Origin of the sequence: Bradyrhizobium sp. U87765 SZCCT0048 (assembly GCF_018131225.1) — a bacterium.
GTDB lineage: Bacteria > Pseudomonadota > Alphaproteobacteria > Rhizobiales > Xanthobacteraceae > Bradyrhizobium_A.
In genome coordinates this window covers 642,556-659,341 of record NZ_JAFCMM010000003.1, presented here as the reverse complement: position 1 = coordinate 659,341, position 16,786 = coordinate 642,556, and the positions used below count along the sequence as shown (strand labels likewise).

The 16,786-nt window shown below is 66.2% G+C and carries 15 protein-coding genes; 6 read left to right on the top strand and 9 right to left on the bottom strand.

Annotation, left to right across the window (positions count from 1 at the left end; translation table 11 throughout):
• The first annotated feature begins 8 nt into the window (after positions 1-8).
• Positions 9-1,304: an MFS transporter gene (locus tag JQ639_RS21590; RefSeq protein WP_211968309.1), complete on the top strand. Its 1,296-nt coding sequence runs from the start codon at positions 9-11 to the stop codon at positions 1,302-1,304.
• 102 nt (positions 1,305-1,406) lie between these two features.
• Here the strand turns inward: JQ639_RS21590 and JQ639_RS21585 are convergent, their stop codons facing one another.
• The 5 genes from JQ639_RS21585 to JQ639_RS21565 form a co-directional block, all read right to left on the bottom strand.
• Positions 1,407-2,444: a branched-chain amino acid ABC transporter permease gene (locus tag JQ639_RS21585; protein ID WP_211968308.1), complete on the bottom strand. Its 1,038-nt coding sequence runs from the start codon at positions 2,442-2,444 to the stop codon at positions 1,407-1,409.
• 10 nt (positions 2,445-2,454) lie between these two features.
• On the bottom strand, positions 2,455-3,321 hold the full coding sequence (locus JQ639_RS21580; protein ID WP_211968307.1) for a branched-chain amino acid ABC transporter permease: 867 nt from the start codon (positions 3,319-3,321) through the stop codon (positions 2,455-2,457).
• A 5-nt stretch (positions 3,322-3,326) separates the two neighbouring features.
• Entirely contained in the window at positions 3,327-4,034 is a 708-nt protein-coding gene (locus tag JQ639_RS21575) for an ABC transporter ATP-binding protein (protein ID WP_211968306.1), read from the bottom strand.
• Between the two features lie 10 nt (positions 4,035-4,044).
• Complete coding sequence (locus tag JQ639_RS21570; RefSeq protein WP_211968305.1) at positions 4,045-4,752, bottom strand: ABC transporter ATP-binding protein; 708 nt, start codon at positions 4,750-4,752, stop codon at positions 4,045-4,047.
• 177 nt (positions 4,753-4,929) lie between these two features.
• Positions 4,930-6,222, bottom strand: a complete 1,293-nt coding sequence (locus JQ639_RS21565) for an ABC transporter substrate-binding protein (protein ID WP_211968304.1) — start codon at positions 6,220-6,222, stop codon at positions 4,930-4,932.
• A gap of 614 nt (positions 6,223-6,836) precedes the next feature.
• Here JQ639_RS21565 and JQ639_RS21560 point away from each other — a divergent pair.
• The 3 genes from JQ639_RS21560 (at position 6,837) to JQ639_RS21550 (ending at position 9,978) form a co-directional block, all read left to right on the top strand.
• Entirely contained in the window at positions 6,837-7,775 is a 939-nt protein-coding gene (locus JQ639_RS21560) for an ABC transporter ATP-binding protein (RefSeq protein ID WP_211968303.1), read from the top strand.
• Positions 7,776-7,884: 109 nt separating this feature from the next.
• Positions 7,885-8,646, top strand: a complete 762-nt coding sequence (locus tag JQ639_RS21555; RefSeq protein WP_211968302.1) for an ABC transporter permease — start codon at positions 7,885-7,887, stop codon at positions 8,644-8,646.
• A 150-nt stretch (positions 8,647-8,796) separates the two neighbouring features.
• A complete protein-coding gene (locus JQ639_RS21550; protein ID WP_211968301.1) occupies positions 8,797-9,978 on the top strand; it encodes an NADH:flavin oxidoreductase/NADH oxidase in 1,182 nt (393 codons plus the stop codon).
• Between the two features lie 93 nt (positions 9,979-10,071).
• Here the strand turns inward: JQ639_RS21550 and JQ639_RS21545 are convergent, their stop codons facing one another.
• The 4 genes from JQ639_RS21545 to JQ639_RS21530 form a co-directional block, all read right to left on the bottom strand.
• On the bottom strand, positions 10,072-11,361 hold the full coding sequence (locus JQ639_RS21545) for an MFS transporter (protein WP_211968300.1): 1,290 nt from the start codon (positions 11,359-11,361) through the stop codon (positions 10,072-10,074).
• Positions 11,362-11,489: 128 nt separating this feature from the next.
• The gene (locus JQ639_RS21540) at positions 11,490-13,148 is read right to left on the bottom strand and encodes an FAD-binding dehydrogenase (RefSeq protein WP_211968299.1); all 1,659 of its coding nucleotides are present in this window, start codon (positions 13,146-13,148) and stop codon (positions 11,490-11,492) included.
• A 104-nt stretch (positions 13,149-13,252) separates the two neighbouring features.
• Entirely contained in the window at positions 13,253-14,902 is a 1,650-nt protein-coding gene (locus tag JQ639_RS21535; RefSeq protein ID WP_211968298.1) for an alkaline phosphatase D family protein, read from the bottom strand.
• Positions 14,903-15,069: 167 nt separating this feature from the next.
• Positions 15,070-15,756: a Crp/Fnr family transcriptional regulator gene (locus JQ639_RS21530; protein WP_249123404.1), complete on the bottom strand. Its 687-nt coding sequence runs from the start codon at positions 15,754-15,756 to the stop codon at positions 15,070-15,072.
• A gap of 255 nt (positions 15,757-16,011) precedes the next feature.
• On the opposite strand from JQ639_RS21530, the gene JQ639_RS21525 reads away from it, so the two are divergent.
• Together JQ639_RS21525 and JQ639_RS21520 are read left to right on the top strand one after the other, a co-directional pair.
• Complete coding sequence (locus JQ639_RS21525) at positions 16,012-16,488, top strand: hypothetical protein (RefSeq protein WP_211968296.1); 477 nt, start codon at positions 16,012-16,014, stop codon at positions 16,486-16,488.
• 113 nt (positions 16,489-16,601) lie between these two features.
• Complete coding sequence (locus JQ639_RS21520; protein WP_211968295.1) at positions 16,602-16,784, top strand: hypothetical protein; 183 nt, start codon at positions 16,602-16,604, stop codon at positions 16,782-16,784.
• Positions 16,785-16,786 lie beyond the last annotated feature (2 nt).

Genomic DNA, 16,786 nt, shown 5'->3' with positions numbered 1-16,786 from the left:
GGGGACACATGCAGCCATCGGCTTCCGAACTCGAGCAATCGACGATCCGCAAACTGGATCGCCGCATCATCTTCATTCCGTTCATTCTCGCGGTGGTGTCGTTCATCGACCGGGTGAACATCAGCTACGCCGCGCTGCAGATGAACAGCGAGCTCGGGCTGTCGACCACGGCGTTTGCGTTCGGCGCCGGCGTGCTGTTCTTCGGCTATTGCATCTTCGAGGTGCCGAGCAATCTCATCATGGAGAAGGTCGGTGCGCGGCGCTGGCTCGCCCGCATCGCCATCACGTGGGGCATCATCACCATGGCGATGGCGTTCGTCAGCGGACCCTGGTCGTTCTACGCCCTGCGCTTCCTGCTCGGTGCGGCGGAGGCCGGCCTGTTTCCCGGCGTCTACCTCTATCTCACCTACTGGTATCCGGACGCGCATCGCGGCAAGGCCAACGCGCTATTCCTGGCGTGCATTCCGATCGCCGTCATCGCCAGCGCACCGCTGTCGGCGTGGCTCGTCAGCTTCGACAAGACGCTGATGAACCTGTCCGGCTGGCAGCTGCTGTTCCTGGTGGAAGGCCTTCCCGCCATCCTGCTCGGCTTCGTCGTGCTGGCCTGCCTGCCGGACCGTCCCGAGAAGGTGTCGTGGCTGACGGTCGCGGAGAAGACCTGGCTGCGCGACACGCTCGACCGCGAGGTGCGCGCCGCCGGGAACGGCAGCCATAGCTTCTCCTATGCGTTCAAGAGCCCCATCGTGTGGGGCTACATTCTCGCCTACTTCTGCTACGCCTGCGGCTCCTACGGCCTGACGCTGTTCCTGCCGCAGATCCTGGCGCAGCTGAAGTTCTCGACGGTGCAGACCGGTTTCGTCGGCGCGCTGCCGTACATCGCCGGCCTGATCGCGATGTTGATCAACGGCAAGCATTCGGACGCGACCGGCGAGCGCCGCTGGCACTTCGCCGTGCCCATGATCATCGCCGGGATCGCGCTGTGGCTGGCAGGCATGACGATCGCCCAGCCCTATACGGCGTTGGCCTTCCTGACGATCGCCGGTGGCGGCATCTATGCTTCGCTTGCCGCGTTCTGGGCCCGTCCGATGGCCTTCCTCATCGGCACGGCGGCCGCGGGCGGCATCGCGCTGATCAATTCGCTCGGCAATATTGGTGGCTTCGTCGGGCCGTACATGATCGGCTACCTGAAGGTGACGACCGGCGATTACACGGCCGGTCTGACCATGCTGGCGGGCCTGCTGGTGCTCGGCGCGGTGGTGTGGGTGCTGCTGCGCGACCGGCCGGCGGGGCAAGCGGGGCGCTGAGTTTGCCGTATCGGAACGCACGATGGCCGGGGCGTGCCCCGGCCATCGTCGTTTCGGTCAGGCAATGTCGCGTCAGACCGCTGGTGCGGTCGCCGTCGCGGCCTATTCGGCCGGGTGAGGCGCTGCCTTGTTGTCGGTGCGGGTCAGGGCCGCGGGGGTATAGGACACCGGAATGAGGTCGCCCGGCAGCAGGCGGCGGAGCAGGCCCCAGAGGCCGCGCGGCTCGACCAGGATGACGCCGATCGACAGCGTGCCGAGCAGGATGAAGTGCCAGACGCCGATCTCCGCGAGGTACTCGCGCAGCAGGAAGAACACGATCGTGCCGATGATCGGTCCCTCGAAGCTGCCGACGCCGCCGATCACCACGATGAAGATGATGTACACCGTCCACTCGGTGATGCTGAACGAGGCGGGCGGCGCGACGCGCAGCTTCTGCAGGGTGATCAGCGCGCCGGCGAGGCCGAGGAACGGGGCGGCCCACAGGAAGCACAGCACCCGCGACCAGGTCAGGTTGACGCCGACCGAGCCGGCGCCTTCCTCGTTGTCGCGCATCGCGGTGAGGCCGAGGCCGATCGACGAACGCATCAGGAGATAGCTGGAGACGAATGCCAGCGCCACGAGGCCGAGTGCCAGCCAGTAGATGTTGGTGTAGCGGGTGACGATGGTGCTGCCGAACTGCCTCACGGCAGCGACCGGCAGGCTGACGCCCGAACCGCCGCCGAACGCGGACAGCTTGCCGGCGGCCAGCATCAGCGTTTCCGCCACCACCCAGCTGCCGACCGCGAGATAGGCGGCGCGCAGGCGGAAGATCACCACCATGATCGGCACGGCGAAGGCGAGCGCCACAAGGCCGGCCATCAGCACCGACAGATAGGGATTGAAGCTGCCGAACACCAGGAAGCCGAAGAACGCATAGGCGCCGATACCGACGAAGGCATGCTGGCCGACGGAGACGATGTCGGCATAGCCGGCGAGCAGGTTCCACATCATCGCCAGCACCAGCAGCAGCATGAACTCGGTGGCGAGCTGCATCTGGCGCGGGTCGAGGATGAACGGGCCGACGGCGAGAAACACGGCACCGAGCAGCAGCAGCGCGCGGCCGGCGAGGATGGAATGGGATGTGGCGAAAAAGCGCGTCACGCTGCCGACCTCAATATTTCGGGAACAGGCCCTGCGGCCGGGCCAGGAAGATGACCAGGAAGACGATGTGGCCGGCGAGCACCTGCCAGGCGGCGTCGAACTGCGCGCCGACGGCCTGGGCAATGCCGATCACGATGCCGCCGACCAGGGTGCCCCACAGGCTGCCGAGGCCGCCGAGCACCACCGCCTCGAACGCGATCAACAGGCGGCTCGGGCCGGAGGTCGGATCGAAATTGGTCCACACCGCCATGAAGCCCGCCGAGATCGCCATGGTGACGCCGACGACGCCCATGGCGATGGCGTAGATCCGCGCCGATGGCAGGCCGACGAGGTTCGCGGTGGCGACGCTGTCGGACACCGCGCGGATGCGGGCGCCGATGCGGCTGCGGTACAGCAGCAGGTCGAGGCCCCAGATCATCGCGATCGCCGACAGGAAGATGATCAGCGGCAGCACGCCGATGTTGATGTTGTTGCCGAGATGCAGCGTCGCGGTCTCGATGGCGCCGCCGGAGACCTTGCGGATGTCGGCGCCGTAGACGCCCTGCAGTCCGTTCTGGACGATGATCGACAAGCCGAACGTGACCAGGATGATCGACAGCACGTCCTTGCCGAGCACGCGCTGCAGCAGCAGGCGCTGCAGCAGGTAGCCGCCGGCGAAGGTGAGCGGCAGGATGATCGCGATCGCAACCAGCGTCGGCAGCCCCAGCGCCTGCGTCAGCGACCACAGAATGAAGGAGATGAGGACGATGAGATCGCCGTGCGCGATGTTGACAAACCGCATGACGCCGACCGACAGCGACAGTCCCATGGCGAACAGCGCATACAGCCCGCCAACCAGGATGCCCTGCACGATCTGATTGAGCCAGATTCCGAGCATGGTCTCTACAGTCCGAAATAGTGTTTGACGACGGTGTCGTGGGACGTCTCGGCCGGCCGGCCGCTGAGGTTCACCTTGCCTTCGAGCAGGCAGTAGAACCGGTCGGCGACGGCGAGGGAGCGGGTGATGTCCTGCTCGACCACGAGGATGCCGATGCCGCGCGCCTTGATCGCCGGAATGATCTCGTAGAGGTCCTTGATCACGGTGGGCGCGAGGCCGAGGCTGATCTCGTCGCACAGCAGCAGTTTGGGATTGGCGAGCAGCGCGCGGCCGACCGCGACCATCTGCTGCTGGCCGCCGGACAGTTCGCCCGCGAGCTGCCGCCGCTTGTCCTTGAGGATCGGGAAGAAGCGGTAGATGTCGTCGAAGCCGATCTCGCCGCGGCGCCCGACCTCCCAGCCGATGTGGAGGTTCTCCTCGACCGTGAGCGAGGGAAACAACCGGCGCCCTTCCGGCACCAGTGCGACGCCCCCAGCCACGATGTCCGCGGTTGAGCGGCCGGCGAGATCGGTGCCCTCGAAGCGGATCGCGCCCTCGGTGCGGTCGGCCTGGCCGACGATCGCCTTGAGCAGCGACGATTTACCTGCGCCGTTGGCGCCGATGATCGACACGATCTCGCCGGCGCCGACCGTGACGGTGGCGCCCACGAGGGCGCGAAACTGACCGTAATAGACCGACAGATTTTCCACTGCCAGCAAGGGGTGCCGTGACATTCCCTGATCCTCAAACGCCAAGATAGACTTCCTTGACGCGTCCGTCGGCGAGCACCTGGTCGGGTGGCCCGCTGCTGATGATGTTGCCGCCGTGCAGGACGGTCAGCCGTGTTGCGATGCGGCGCAGCGCGTGCAGCACGTGCTCGATCCAGATGATGGTGGCGCCCTGGCCATGGGCCGTGCGGATGATGTCGAGCAGGGAGTCGCATTCGGCGTCGGTCAGGCCGCCGGCGATCTCGTCGAGCAGCAGCAGGCGCGGGTTCTGTGCCAGCGCCTTCGCGAGCTCCAGCCGCTTGAGGTCGAGCAACGACAGCTGGCCTGCGGGCGTGCGCAGGCGGTGCGCGAGACCGGTGAAATCCAGTACCTCCTGGGCCTTGTCCTTGGCGGCGCGGATGCCGAGGCCGCCGCCATGCACCGCCGCCACCATGACGTTCTCGAACGTGCTCATGTGGGTGAAGGGTTTCGGCACCTGGTAGGTGCGGCCGATGCCGAGCCTGCAGCGGTCCCAGACCTTGATGCGGGTGATGTCGCGGTCGTTGAAATGCACGCTGCCGCCGCTCGGCGCCTGCACGCCGGCAATGATGTTGAACAGCGTGGTCTTGCCCGCGCCGTTGGGGCCGATCACGCCCAGCACCTCGCCCGCCTTCACGTCCATGTCGAGATTGTCGATCACGGACAGGGCGCCGAAACGCTTCGAGAGGCCGGCAAGTTTCAGCATGGTGGTTCTTCTGCGTCCTTGGTCCGCGATCGGACCGTCTGCGATGGGGGATGGCGCCGCGATGGATGGCGCAGCCGCAAGCTACGCGTGCGGCGTCCGGTCGGTCAATGATGTGGGAATTTCCACCTTGCGCGAGTGCGGTCCGCGCCGGTCCTCGGGGACCGGCGCGGCGATCGCTCAGCCGTACTTGATCACGCGCGCCTCGCCGCCGACAGGCACGTCCTTGGCGGTCGAGTTGTCGACGATGACCATTTCGTAGGGGTACTTCTTGCCCTTCTCCCACTGGCCGATGACCAGCGGCGTCTGGGCGCAGTTCGGGAACGGGCCCTTGTTGAAGTTGATAGGGCCGACGATCGACTTGTAATCGGTGGTCTTGATCGCGTCGCGGATCGATTCCGGCTTGTCGAGGCTCTGGGTGCGCTTGAGCACGTCGAAGATCACCTCGAACAGCGCGTGGCGGAAGCCGAGCGGCAGCGACCACTGGCGGTTGCTGACCTTCTCGTACTCGTCGGCGAGCTGGAGCGAGCTCTGGCCGTTGAGTCCGGAGACGTAGGGGTGGAATTTCGACCACCACACCTCGGTGGTCAGCCCCAGCGCGCGGTCGCCGAGCGGGGTGATCGCCGGCGGGAATTCCAGCGCCTTGCCCATGTAGACGATCTTGGGCTGGAAGCCCTGCTGCGCCGCGCCGTTCCAGAAGGTGGTGAACTCCGGCGGCGGCACGACGCCGGTGACGATCTCGACGCCCGCCGACTTGAACGCGGCGATCTGCGAATTGTAGTTGCTCGCCGGCATGTCGAAGCGGCCGGGATCGATCACGGTGAAACCGTTCTTGATCAGGAACGGCGGGTTGCCGTGCTCCTTGTCGGACTGGGCGATACCGTCACCATCGTTCGGCCACAGCGCGCCGACCTTCTTGTTGGTGTCGAGACGCTTGAAGTACGGCACCAGCGACTCGATCAGCTGCTGGCCGGCGAAGAAGAAGTGGTAGGTCCACTCGAAGCCCTTCTTCGGGTCGCCCTTGCGGCCGAAGAAGTAGGGTTCCAGCGGCGCGTCATTGGTGATGCAGGGAATGCCGTTGGCTTCACACTGATCCGAGACCGGGTTGACCGTCTCGGGTGTCGCGAACGCCGCGACCAGGTCGACCTTGTCCTTGAGGATCAGTTCCTGAGTGACTTCGGCCGCGCGGTTCGGGCTCGACTGGCTGTCCTTGATGACGATCTCGTAGGAATGCTCGGTGCCGTTGACCTTGATCTTGCCGCCGAGTGTCTTCTTGATCTGGTCGAGCGTGAACGGCACGTGCTCGGTGAAAAACGCCAGCGGGCCGGTTGCCGGCATGACGAGGCCGATCTTGATGGTTTTCGGCGCGGCAAAAGCCACGCGCGGCAGGCCGCCGACCGCAGCGAACGCAGCGCTCGCCCCGGCGGCCTTGAGGACCGAACGTCGGTTCAGGTGCTTGATATCCTTTGGCATCGCTATGTGCTCCCCTCGTTGCAATTCCGCGACGTCCGGTCGCTCGTCGTTGTTGTGATTGTTGACGGAGCTTCCGATACGCCTGTGGGCCGCAACGGTGGTTGCGACCCGCAGCAGTCTTCTAGCTTGCATCCTCGCCGAGGAAAGGGCTGAATTCGCCGGGCGAGCGGCGCGACAATTCGCCGGCTGACAACGCTGAAACGCAGGAAACTGCGTTATTTCAGGGCTTCCCGCGTTGTGGGTCGCATCGCCCTGTGCGACGAAGTCGCGGCGCAGGCGTCGCCCAGTGCGCTGGTAATCAATCCAAAGTTCATCCTGGGAAGGGGGCTGCCGCGGGCCGAATGTCGCACGTCCAAGGCGTCATCGCGCCGTATCGTGCGGGGCAGATCATGGCGGGTTCAGCGGGACGAACCGAGCCGATGCCCGGGTGTTGCGCTGCAATGCAGCACGCGGCGGTGCGCGGGTGACGGCGCGATGACGCCGGGGTGACGGCACTCACCAAAAAAAGCAACGAAAACAACCGGCTAAATGCGTGTTTGGAGAACGAAAGCGCTTGCTGCAGTCGCCATAGAGATTATATCTGCCGCCACCCCCCTCGTGAGCAGCCCCGCCCGATGCAGCCGATCATCTCCGTCGCGAACCTGTCGAAAGTCTATGGATCGGGCTTCCAGGCGTTGAACAGCATCAATCTCGAGATCCGGCGCGGTGAGATCTTCGCGCTGCTCGGCCCCAATGGCGCCGGCAAGACCACGCTGATCAGCATCATTTGCGGCATCGTCAACCCGTCGTCGGGCACGGTGCGGGTCGACGGCCATGACATCATCCGCGACTACCGCGCGGCGCGCGCGCAGATCGGCCTCGTGCCGCAGGAACTCACGACCGACGCGTTCGAGACAGTATGGGCGACCGTCAGCTTCAGCCGCGGTCTGTTCGGCAAGCCGCCGAACCCCGCCCATATCGAGCGGGTGCTGAAGGCGCTGGCGCTGTGGGACAAGAAGGACAACATGATCATGACGCTGTCCGGCGGCATGAAGCGGCGCGTGCTGATCGCCAAGGCGCTGTCGCACGAGCCGTCGGTGCTGTTCCTCGACGAGCCGACCGCAGGTGTCGACGTCGAGCTGCGCAAGGGCATGTGGGATGTCGTGCGCGAGCTGCGGAGCAACGGCGTCACCATCATCCTGACGACGCACTACATCGAGGAAGCCGAGCAGATGGCCGACCGCATCGGCGTCATCCGCAAGGGCGAACTCATCCTGGTGGAGGAAAAGGCCGAGCTGATGCGCGAGCTCGGCCAGAAGCAGTTGACGCTGCATCTGCAGTCGCCGATCGATGCCATCCCGGCCGCGCTCGCGCCCTACGGGCTGACGATCGGTGCCGATGGCCACGAGGTGGTCTACACCTACGACACCCAGGGCGAGCGCACTGGGATCACCTCGCTGCTCGGCGACCTGCGCCAGGCAGGCCTTGTCTTCAAGGATCTGCAGACAAGCGAGAGTTCGCTGGAAGACATTTTCGTCGGGCTGGTTTCGCGCTCCAACACCCGCGCCGGCTAGTGTGGCGGATCCGACATTCGCAAAATGCATGCAGCAAGGTGATGCGAATGTCACAACCGGGACACCAGCAGCCTCCGCTGCCCATCCACGTTTGCAAGAGGACAAGCCGATGAACCTCCACGGCGTTCTGGCCATCTATCGGTTCGAGATGGCGCGCACCAAGCGCACAGTGTTCCAGAGCATCGTCTCGCCGGTGCTGTCGACGTCGCTGTATTTCATCGTGTTCGGGGCCGCGATCGGCTCGCGCATCAGCGAGATCGATGGCGTCAACTACGGCGAATTCATCGTGCCCGGCCTCATCATGCTGATGCTGCTGACGCAAAGCGTCTCCAATGCCTCGTTCGGCATCTATTTCCCGAAGTTCACGGGGACGATCTACGAATTGCTGTCGGCGCCGATCTCCTACTTCGAGGTGGTCGTCGGCTACGTCGGCGCGGCGGCCACCAAATCGATCATTCTCGGCCTGATCGTGCTGGTCACGGCAGCGCTGTTCGTCGATCTGCGCATCGATCATCCACTATGGATGTTGACTTTTCTGGTGTTGACGGCGGTGTCGTTCAGCCTGCTCGGCTTCATCATCGGCATCTGGGCGCAAGGCTTCGAGCAATTGCAGGTCATTCCGCTGCTGGTGGTGACGCCGCTGACCTTTCTCGGCGGGACCTTCTACTCCGTCAACGTGCTGCCACCGGTCTGGCAGAAAATCACCCTGTTCAATCCGCTGGTGTACCTGATCAGCGGCTTCCGCTGGAGCTTCTACAGCATCTCGGACGTGCATGTCGCCATCAGCGCCGCCGTCGCGCTGGGTTTCCTGGTGTTGTGCCTCGTCGCGATCTGGTGGATCTTCAAGACCGGCTATCGCCTCAAGAGCTGACGTTGCCGACGCAGGGCAGGCTGCGCGCAATCGCCGCTTGCGCCCCGACGCGATCCTGACATGCTGATGTGGTGAATTTGACCTTCATTGGTATCGCTGCGACGCGGCGATGCCAACCTGCCCGCACTCCAGTTGCCCGAGACCGTCCCCATGTCCCAGCCCCGCCTGTTCACGCCGATCACCCTGCGCGGCGTCACCGCCCGAAACCGCCTGATCATCTCGCCGATGTGCCAGTACTCGGCGGACAGTGGCATGGCGAACGACTGGCATCTCGTACATCTCGGCAAGTTCGCCCAGGGCGGCGCCGGGATCGTGATGACGGAAGCCACCGCCGTGGTGGCCGAGGGGCGGATCACCCATGGCGATCTCGGCATCTGGAGCGATGCCCAGGTCGCACCGCTGGCGCGGATCGCCACCTTCCTTCGCAACAATGGCGCGGTGCCGGCGATCCAGCTTGCCCATGCCGGCCGCAAGGCCAGTATGCAGCGGCCGTGGTACGGCAATGCCGCGCTGACCGCCGAAGACCATGCCCGCGGCGATGTCGCGTGGCCCATCGTTGCGCCGAGCGCGATCGCCATGGACGAGGGCTGGCTGACACCGCATGAACTCGGTGTCGCCGAACTGGGCGGACTGCGCGACCGCTGGCGGGCCGCCACGCTGCGGGCGGCGGCCGCCGGCTTCGAGGTGCTCGAGATCCATTGCGCCCACGGCTATCTGCTGCACGAATTCCTGTCGCCGCTGTCGAACAAGCGCACCGACGCCTATGGCGGCGATCTCGCCGGGCGGATGCGCTTTCCGCTGGAGATCATCGCCGCGGTACGCGAGGTCTGGCCCGACAACCGTCCGCTGTTCGTTCGCATTTCGTCGGTCGATGGCATCGACGGCGGCTGGACGCTGGGGGACTCCGTCGCCTTCGCGCGCGAGGCCAAGGTGCGCGGCGTCGACGTCATCGACTGCTCGTCGGGCGGCCTGATGGGTTCGGCGACCGCGGCGCGGCTGCCGCGCGGCTATGGCTTCCAGGTGCCGTTCGCGGCCGAGATCCGCAAGCAGGCGGGGATCGCCACCATGGCGGTCGGCCTGATCCTGCATCCGCAGCAGGCTGAGGACATTCTCGCAGCTGATCACGCCGACATCGTCGCTGTCGGCCGCGAAGCGCTGTTCGATCCGAACTGGCCCTTGCATGCCGAACTCGAGCTGTCCGGTCGCGCCGAAGGCGCGTTCGATGCGTGGCCAAAGCAGTATGGCTGGTGGCTGGAGCGCCGCGAGCCGGGACTGCGCCGCCTCGACGGCCCGGCGCTGCCGTTCCGTGGTGGAGCGGCGCGGCAGGCCTGAGACCGTGGCAGTTTTTATGCTCGCGTCGCGATGACCGACGGCGCGGGCGGCGGGTTTGCAAGCGGCCGCGGGCCGGCCGCTCGCCAGGTGTCGTCAGGCGGCCGCGGCGGCGACGACGCGGTTGGACTCGCCACGGCGATAGACCATCAGCGTCGCGACCAGGCCGCAGGCGGCGGCGAAGATCAGCCACAGCGCCGGCGAGGCGTTGTTGCCGGTGCGCTGGATCAGCGTCGTCGCGACCGCCGGCGTGAAACCGCCGAACAGCGCTGTGGCAAGGCTGTAGGCCAGCGAAAAACCAGCGGTGCGCACGCTGGCCGGAACGATCTCGGTCAGCGCCACCACCATGGCGCCGTTGTAGCTGCCGTATAGGAACGACAGCCACAGCTCGACGGCCAGCATGCGCTCGAACGATGGCGCCGCAGTCAGCCACGCCATCGCCGGATAGGCGGTGACGATGGTCAGGACGGTGAAGGTCAGCAGGATCGGCTTGCGTCCGATGCGATCGGACAGCGCGCCCATCACGGGCAGCCAGAACAGGTTGGATACGCCGACGCAGAACGTCACGATCAGCGAATTGATCTCCGTCAGCTTGAGCACCTTGCCGAAGCCGGGCGTGTAGACTGTGATGAAATAGAACGACACCGTGGTCATCACCACCATCAGCATGCCCGCGATCACGATCTGCCAGTTCTCGGCGATGGAGCGGAAGATCTCGCCGGTGGTCGGGCGATGCTTGCGCGCCATGAACGCTTCGGTTTCCTGCAGCGAGCGGCGGATGATGAAGATCAGCGGCACGATCAGCGAGCCGATGAAGAACGGGATGCGCCAGCCCCAGTCGGAGATCTCGGCGGGCGACAGCGACTTGTTGAGCACGTAGCCGATGATCGCCGCGAACACGATCGCGACCTGCTGGCTGCCCGACTGCCAGCTGACGTAGAAGCCCTTCTGGTTCGGCGGAGCCATCTCCGAGAGATAGACCGACACGCCGCCCAGCTCGACGCCGGCGGAAAAGCCCTGCAGCAGGCGGCCGATCAGCACCAGGATCGGCGCAATCATGCCGATGGTGGCGTAGGATGGCACGAACGCGATCAGGATGGTGCCCATCGCCATGATCGCCAGCGTTACGATCAGTCCCTTGCGGCGGCCGACCTGGTCGACATAGGCGCCGAGCACGATCGCGCCGAGCGGACGCATCAGGAAGCCGACGCCGAACGTCACATATGTCAGCAGCAGCGAGGCGATTTCGTTCTCTGCCGGGAAGAATGCCTTCGCGATGTGCGTGGCATAGAATCCAAACAGGAAGAAGTCGAACATCTCAAGAAAGTTGCCGCTGGTTACCCGCAGGACCGTGGCAAGCTTGGAAGACGTGGGTGCGGTCGCCATGGGCCGATCTCTCCCGGAGGTTGCTTTTCTCGCAGCACTCTGGGCGGTTTTGCCGCACCCTGCAAGAGGATGCGGAAATCAGCTGTGATCCTGTCGTCGGTGACAGGTTTTGCGGCGATGCAAACGCGTTACGCCACGGCCTGTGCCGCGGCGCGTCCGGCGGCGCGCCCCGAGAACAGGCAGCCGCCGAGGAAGGTGCCTTCGAGCGCGCGATAGCCATGCATCCCGCCTCCGCCGAAGCCCGCGGCTTCACCCACGGCGTAGAGGCCGGGAATGATCTGGCGGCCGGCGCCGAACACACGGGCGTCGAGATCGGTCTCGAAGCCGCCGAGCGTCTTGCGGGTCAGGATGTTGAGCCGCACCGCGATCAGCGGGCCGTGCGCGGGATCGAGGATGCGGTGCGGCTTCGCCGTGCGGATCAGCTTGTCGCCGAGGTAGCGGCGGGCATTGTGGATGCCCATCACCTGGGTGTCCTTGACGTAGGGGTTGTCGAGCTCGCGGTCGCGCGCCTCGATCTGGTTGCGGATGTCGGCGGCGGACAGCAGGTCGTTGCCGGCGAGCGTGTTCATGCCGGCGACGAGGTCCTCGAGCGAGTTGCGCACGATGAAGTCGGCGCCGCGCGCCTTGAACGCCTCGACAGGGCCGGGCGCGCCCTTGTTGGTGGCGCGCTTGAGCGTCATGCGCCAGCTCTTGGAGGTGAGGTCGGGGTTCTGCTCGGAACCCGACAGCGCGAATTCCTTCTTGATGATGCTCTGGGTCAGGATGAACCAGGAATAGTCGTAGCCGCTCGCCATGATGTAGGCGAGCTGGCCGAGCGTGTCGTAGCCGGGATAGAGCGGCGAGGGCAGGCGCTGGCCTCGGGCGTCGAACCACATCGACGACGGGCCGGGCAGGATGCGGATGCCGTGGTTCGGCCAGATCGGATCCCAGTTGTGCAGGCCCTCGACATAGTGCCACATCCGGTCGCGGTTGATCAGCCGGCCGCCGGCGGCCTCCGTGATGCCGATCATGCGGCCGTCGACATGGGCGGGCACGCCGGCCACCATGCGCTGCGGCGGGGCGCCGAGGCGCGACGGCCAGTTCTGCCGCACGAGGTCGTGATTGCCGCCGATGCCGCCGCTTGCCACGATCACTGCCTGCGCCGTCAGCGCGAACTCGCCGACCACGGTGCGCGACGAACTCTCGCCGCGCTTGACCTTGGTCGGCTCCAGCACGGCGCCGCTGACGCCGGTGGCAGCGCCGTTGGTCATGGTCAGCGCGTCGACCCGATGACGGAAGCGGAAGGTAATGCGGCCGGCGCGTTCCGCCTCGCGGGCGCGGCGCTCGAACGGCTCGACGACGCCCGGCCCGGTGCCCCAGCTGATGTGGAAGCGCGGCACCGAGTTGCCATGGCCCATGGCGTCGTAGCCGCCGCGCTCGGCCCAGCCGACCACAGGGAAGATGCGGTGACCCATGGCGCGCAGCCAGTCGCGTTTCTCGGTGGCGGCGAACTGGACATAGGCCTGCGCCCAGCGCCGCGGCCAGTCGTCCTCGTCGCGGTCGAAGCCCGCGGTGCCCTGCCAGTCCTGCCAGGCGAGTTCGTAACTGTCCCTGATCTTGAGGCGGCGCTGCTCGGGGGTATCGACCAGGAAGAGGCCGCCGAGGGACCAGAACGCCTGGCCGCCGAGGTTCTGCGGGCCCTCCTGATCGACCACGATGACGCGCTTGCCGGCGTCGGCGAGCTCCGTCGCCGCCACGAGCCCCGCAAGGCCTGCGCCCACGACAATGACATCCGCCGTGTCAGCCATTGGTTTCCCACCCCTTCAACATTGCTTGCACGCCGTCGTCGCGCAGACCGGCTTTCCAGCCACGATGCCGGTTTTCCGTCCGTCCGCGCAAGGGCACATTCGCCTCATGCCCTGCGCGGCACCTCGTAGACCAGCGCCGGCGCCATGGTGTCGATGTCCTCGACGGGCTGGGGCGGGCGCCACAGGAACATGGTGAAGGTCATCTTGTCCGGGGTGACGTCGATGATGGTGAAGCCGTTCTTCTCGGTGGGCTTCAGTGCCTGCTCCATGCCGATGAGCTGGGAGGGCATCGATTCGATGCCGCGGTACGCCGAGGGAAAGCCGAGATCACCCGTTCCCAGAGTGCCTGCCATGACCGCATGGACCGGATGGGCCAGCGACAGGTCTCCCGAGCGGGTCATCTGTCCTGCGGCGCTGGCGTGGAAGTCGCCCTGCACGATCACGCCCGCGCGCCGTGTCTGGGCGGCGAGGGCGGCGATGAGCCGCTGATGCTGCGCGAACCAGCCGCGTTGCCATCCCGCCTTCTCCTCATAGAGGACGAGACGGCCGGAAGCGTCGAGCACGTCCGGATACCAGTCGCCGAGCTTGCCGGAGGAGTAGGCGAACGGCAGTGACGGCACATGCATGAAATGCGTGGTGTCCTCGGCGCGGGTGCGTGCCACCAGCCAGTCCTCGGTCCATTGCGGAAGGATCTTCGCGTGCGACCCCTTGTAGTCCACATACCTCCGGCAGTCGTACAGCACGGCCTCGAGCAGCTTGCCGTAGCGCAACGTGCCGAACGTGATGTTGGTGCCGGCCGGCGCCTGCGCCTTGTCGCCCCCGGGCAACCAGGCTGGACGGTTCGCGTCGGGCAGGAACTCGGGATAGTACAGCTGCTGGGTCTGCTCGGCGCCCAGGGTGCCGTAGGTATCCGGCGGCAGGGTCGCGACCTTGGTGTCGAACTCGTCGTTCTCGAAGGTGTCGTGGTCGTCGGTCAGGAAGAATGCCGGTGTCGATCGCAGTGTGGTGCCGTAGAGCCCCGGGATCTGATAGTCGCACACGCCGAGGAAGATCGCCGCGTTGCGCGGATGCAGCATCGGCACGGAGATGTCGAGGGCGCCGCCGAACCTCGTCCAGAGATCCTCGCGGACGAGCCGGGCGAACGGCTTGTTGAGTGCGGTCTCGATGTCCCAGTAGATGTGGTCGCCATTGGCGATGACGGCGTCCGGCCGGTATGACATGGCACGGGCGAGCAGGCGTTGGCGCGCCGTCATGTCAAGAAATCCGGTCTTGTCCTTCCAGCGCGCGCCGTCATAGCCGCCGGCACAGGTGTAGGCGACGAGACGCATGCGCGTGGGCGTGGCATCCGGGGCGGGAAAAGTCGCGAGTGGCCACGCGTCGCACAGCGGCGCGCCGCCGGCATCGACGATGCGCAGCTCATAGCGCGTTGCCGGCCGCAGCGACGTCGCATCGAAGCGCCAGAAGCGTCCCTGGCTGTCGGTCCGCTCGCCGTCGATGTGCCGGCCGTCGACGGTGAGTTGCGGCGTGCCGGCCAGTGGCGCCTTGAAGGAGACCTTGATCAGGAAGCGATCATGGCTGGCGGTCGGGATGAGGTGGGCGAGCTGCCCCTGGTTCCAGCCATCCGTCGGCGGAGCGGGGGCGATGGGGGCCGCGCCGGCCTGAGGCCCAAGCACGCCGAGCGCCGAAACGCCGGCGCTCAATGCCAGGAATTCACGGCGCCCGATCCCGGATGCGCGGCGTCGATGCTTGTCCATGTCGTCCTCCCGGTCGCGGCGGCGCTACCAAGGCCCTGCCAAGAAACAGCCTTGTCAGGAAACGGCCCCGTCAAGGAGGCCACCACCTGCCGCTCTCTTTAGGCCGCCGCGGCGGCGAGGACTGTCAGCGATTTATCAATTGGCGGATGGTGGCGCGCGCGGATGGCTCAGGGCCTTGCCGGGCGTGGCTTCCGCTGCCGTGCGGCCTCGTGGAGTTCGATCTCGCCGTAGCGCAGTGAGATCAGGCCGCGCCTGGCGAGCGCCTGCAGCTCCTTGTTGAGCGTCGGGCGGCTGATGCCCAGCATCATCGCCAGTGTGTCCTGCGATGCGCTGACCGTGCTGCGGCCGTCGGCCGACAGCGTCATGTCGCCGTGGGCGAGCGCCCGCAGCCGCCGCATGATGCGCTCCTGCGTGCTCAGCAGCGCGCTGTCGCCCATCGTGCCGTAGGCCATTCGCAGGCGTTGGGCCACCTGGCGGGCGATGGCACGGGCGAAGCCGTTGCTGTGCATGAGCTCGTCGAACCGCGCCGCACTGACGGCACGCAGCTCCACGTCGCTCAGGGCGGTCGCGGTGTGGGCCCGCGGCCGGTGGTCGAGCACCGGGCCCGCGCCGAACCAGTTGCCGGGCTCGACCACGGCCAGGATCACCTCCTTGCCCGCGGGATGCAGGATCGACAGCTTGATTCGTCCGGAGACGGCGCCGAAGAATGCGCCGAACGGCGCGTCGAACGGATCGTCCTGGCAGAACAGCAGCGCGCCCTGTGCCAGCGTGACCGGGGTCGAGGCCGCCAGCAGCGCCTCCGCATCCGCGGGAGCGAGACTCCTGAACCAGGGATTGTCGGCGAATGCCTGCATCACGGCGCGCGAACCTTGTGGCCGGGCACCATAGCCCCGTCGGCGGGAACCGGCAGCAACGAAAAATACAGGATTATGTGCGCCGCTACGCATCGCTGTCTCACTTCGGGATCGCGGCGTGTGCACTGCATCTTCCGCGCAACACCCCGGCCCGAAAATCGGCGCGCGTGGATTGCGCCACTGGACAAAGCGTCGCGATCGAAAGACGTTTACGACAGATTGATTTCGATTGTTCCGGTCGGACGGGGCGGGGGAATGAAGGTCGTCACGGGGTTGCTCGCAGCTGTGCTGCTGATCGCGGGTATCGGAGCCAGCCATGCAGTGGTCCGTATTTCCGATGATCGCGGCGGTCGCATCGGAACCTATGTCGATCGCTATCAGGGCCTGCGCAGTTCCGGCGAGATGGTCATGATCGATGGCCTGTGCGCTTCGGCCTGCACCATCGTGCTCGGCGCGGTGCCGCACGACCGCATCTGTGTCACCTCGCGGGCCAATCTCGGCTTTCATGCGGCGTGGGACTACGGCAATGACGGCCGGACCGTCACCAATCCCGAAGCCACGCAGATGCTCTATTCGATGTATCCGGCGCGGATCAAACGCTGGATCAGCCATCGGGGCGGCCTGACGCCGCGGATGATCTTCCTGCGCGGGCGCGAACTCACCAGCATGTACCGTCCCTGCTACATGGACGCCCAGGCCTCGGCTCACGAGCCGGCGCCGGCGGGCCACTGACCGTCAGGTTCTGCCGCCGCACCCTCCGCAGGACGTGATCGGGGCTCCGGCGTTAATGCTTGCCTGCTGGCGGCGTCCGACCTATCTGGAACCTGATGCCACGACATCCGGCCATGACGCATGCGACGGCCGCGGCCGACGATGATCGGACCGCGGCGCGGTTGCGCACGGTGGTGCTGGCCTGCGTGCTCGGCGTGATTGGTCTTGCGCTGGCTGTCGCGGTCGGGCTGTGGATGCATTACGGAACGACGGTGTTCTTCCAGGTGCTGGCGGCTGGCATCGCCGCCTGTTTCTGATG

Excerpts from the sequence above, each read along its gene's own strand:
- JQ639_RS21590 (WP_211968309.1), top strand. The coding sequence starts at position 9 with ATGCAGCCATCGGCTTCCGAACTCGAGCAATCGACGATCCGCAAACTG.
- JQ639_RS21580 (WP_211968307.1), bottom strand. The coding sequence starts at position 3,321 with ATGCTCGGAATCTGGCTCAATCAGATCGTGCAGGGCATCCTGGTTGGC.
- JQ639_RS21575 (WP_211968306.1), bottom strand. The coding sequence starts at position 4,034 with ATGTCACGGCACCCCTTGCTGGCAGTGGAAAATCTGTCGGTCTATTAC.
- JQ639_RS21570 (WP_211968305.1), bottom strand. The coding sequence starts at position 4,752 with ATGCTGAAACTTGCCGGCCTCTCGAAGCGTTTCGGCGCCCTGTCCGTG.
- JQ639_RS21565 (WP_211968304.1), bottom strand. The coding sequence starts at position 6,222 with ATGCCAAAGGATATCAAGCACCTGAACCGACGTTCGGTCCTCAAGGCC.
- JQ639_RS21560 (WP_211968303.1), top strand. The coding sequence starts at position 6,837 with ATGCAGCCGATCATCTCCGTCGCGAACCTGTCGAAAGTCTATGGATCG.
- JQ639_RS21555 (WP_211968302.1), top strand. The coding sequence starts at position 7,885 with ATGAACCTCCACGGCGTTCTGGCCATCTATCGGTTCGAGATGGCGCGC.
- JQ639_RS21550 (WP_211968301.1), top strand. The coding sequence starts at position 8,797 with ATGTCCCAGCCCCGCCTGTTCACGCCGATCACCCTGCGCGGCGTCACC.
- JQ639_RS21545 (WP_211968300.1), bottom strand. The coding sequence starts at position 11,361 with ATGGCGACCGCACCCACGTCTTCCAAGCTTGCCACGGTCCTGCGGGTA.
- JQ639_RS21540 (WP_211968299.1), bottom strand. The coding sequence starts at position 13,148 with ATGGCTGACACGGCGGATGTCATTGTCGTGGGCGCAGGCCTTGCGGGG.
- JQ639_RS21535 (WP_211968298.1), bottom strand. The coding sequence starts at position 14,902 with ATGGACAAGCATCGACGCCGCGCATCCGGGATCGGGCGCCGTGAATTC.
- JQ639_RS21530 (WP_249123404.1), bottom strand. The coding sequence starts at position 15,756 with ATGCAGGCATTCGCCGACAATCCCTGGTTCAGGAGTCTCGCTCCCGCG.
- JQ639_RS21525 (WP_211968296.1), top strand. The coding sequence starts at position 16,012 with ATGAAGGTCGTCACGGGGTTGCTCGCAGCTGTGCTGCTGATCGCGGGT.
- JQ639_RS21520 (WP_211968295.1), top strand. The coding sequence starts at position 16,602 with ATGACGCATGCGACGGCCGCGGCCGACGATGATCGGACCGCGGCGCGG.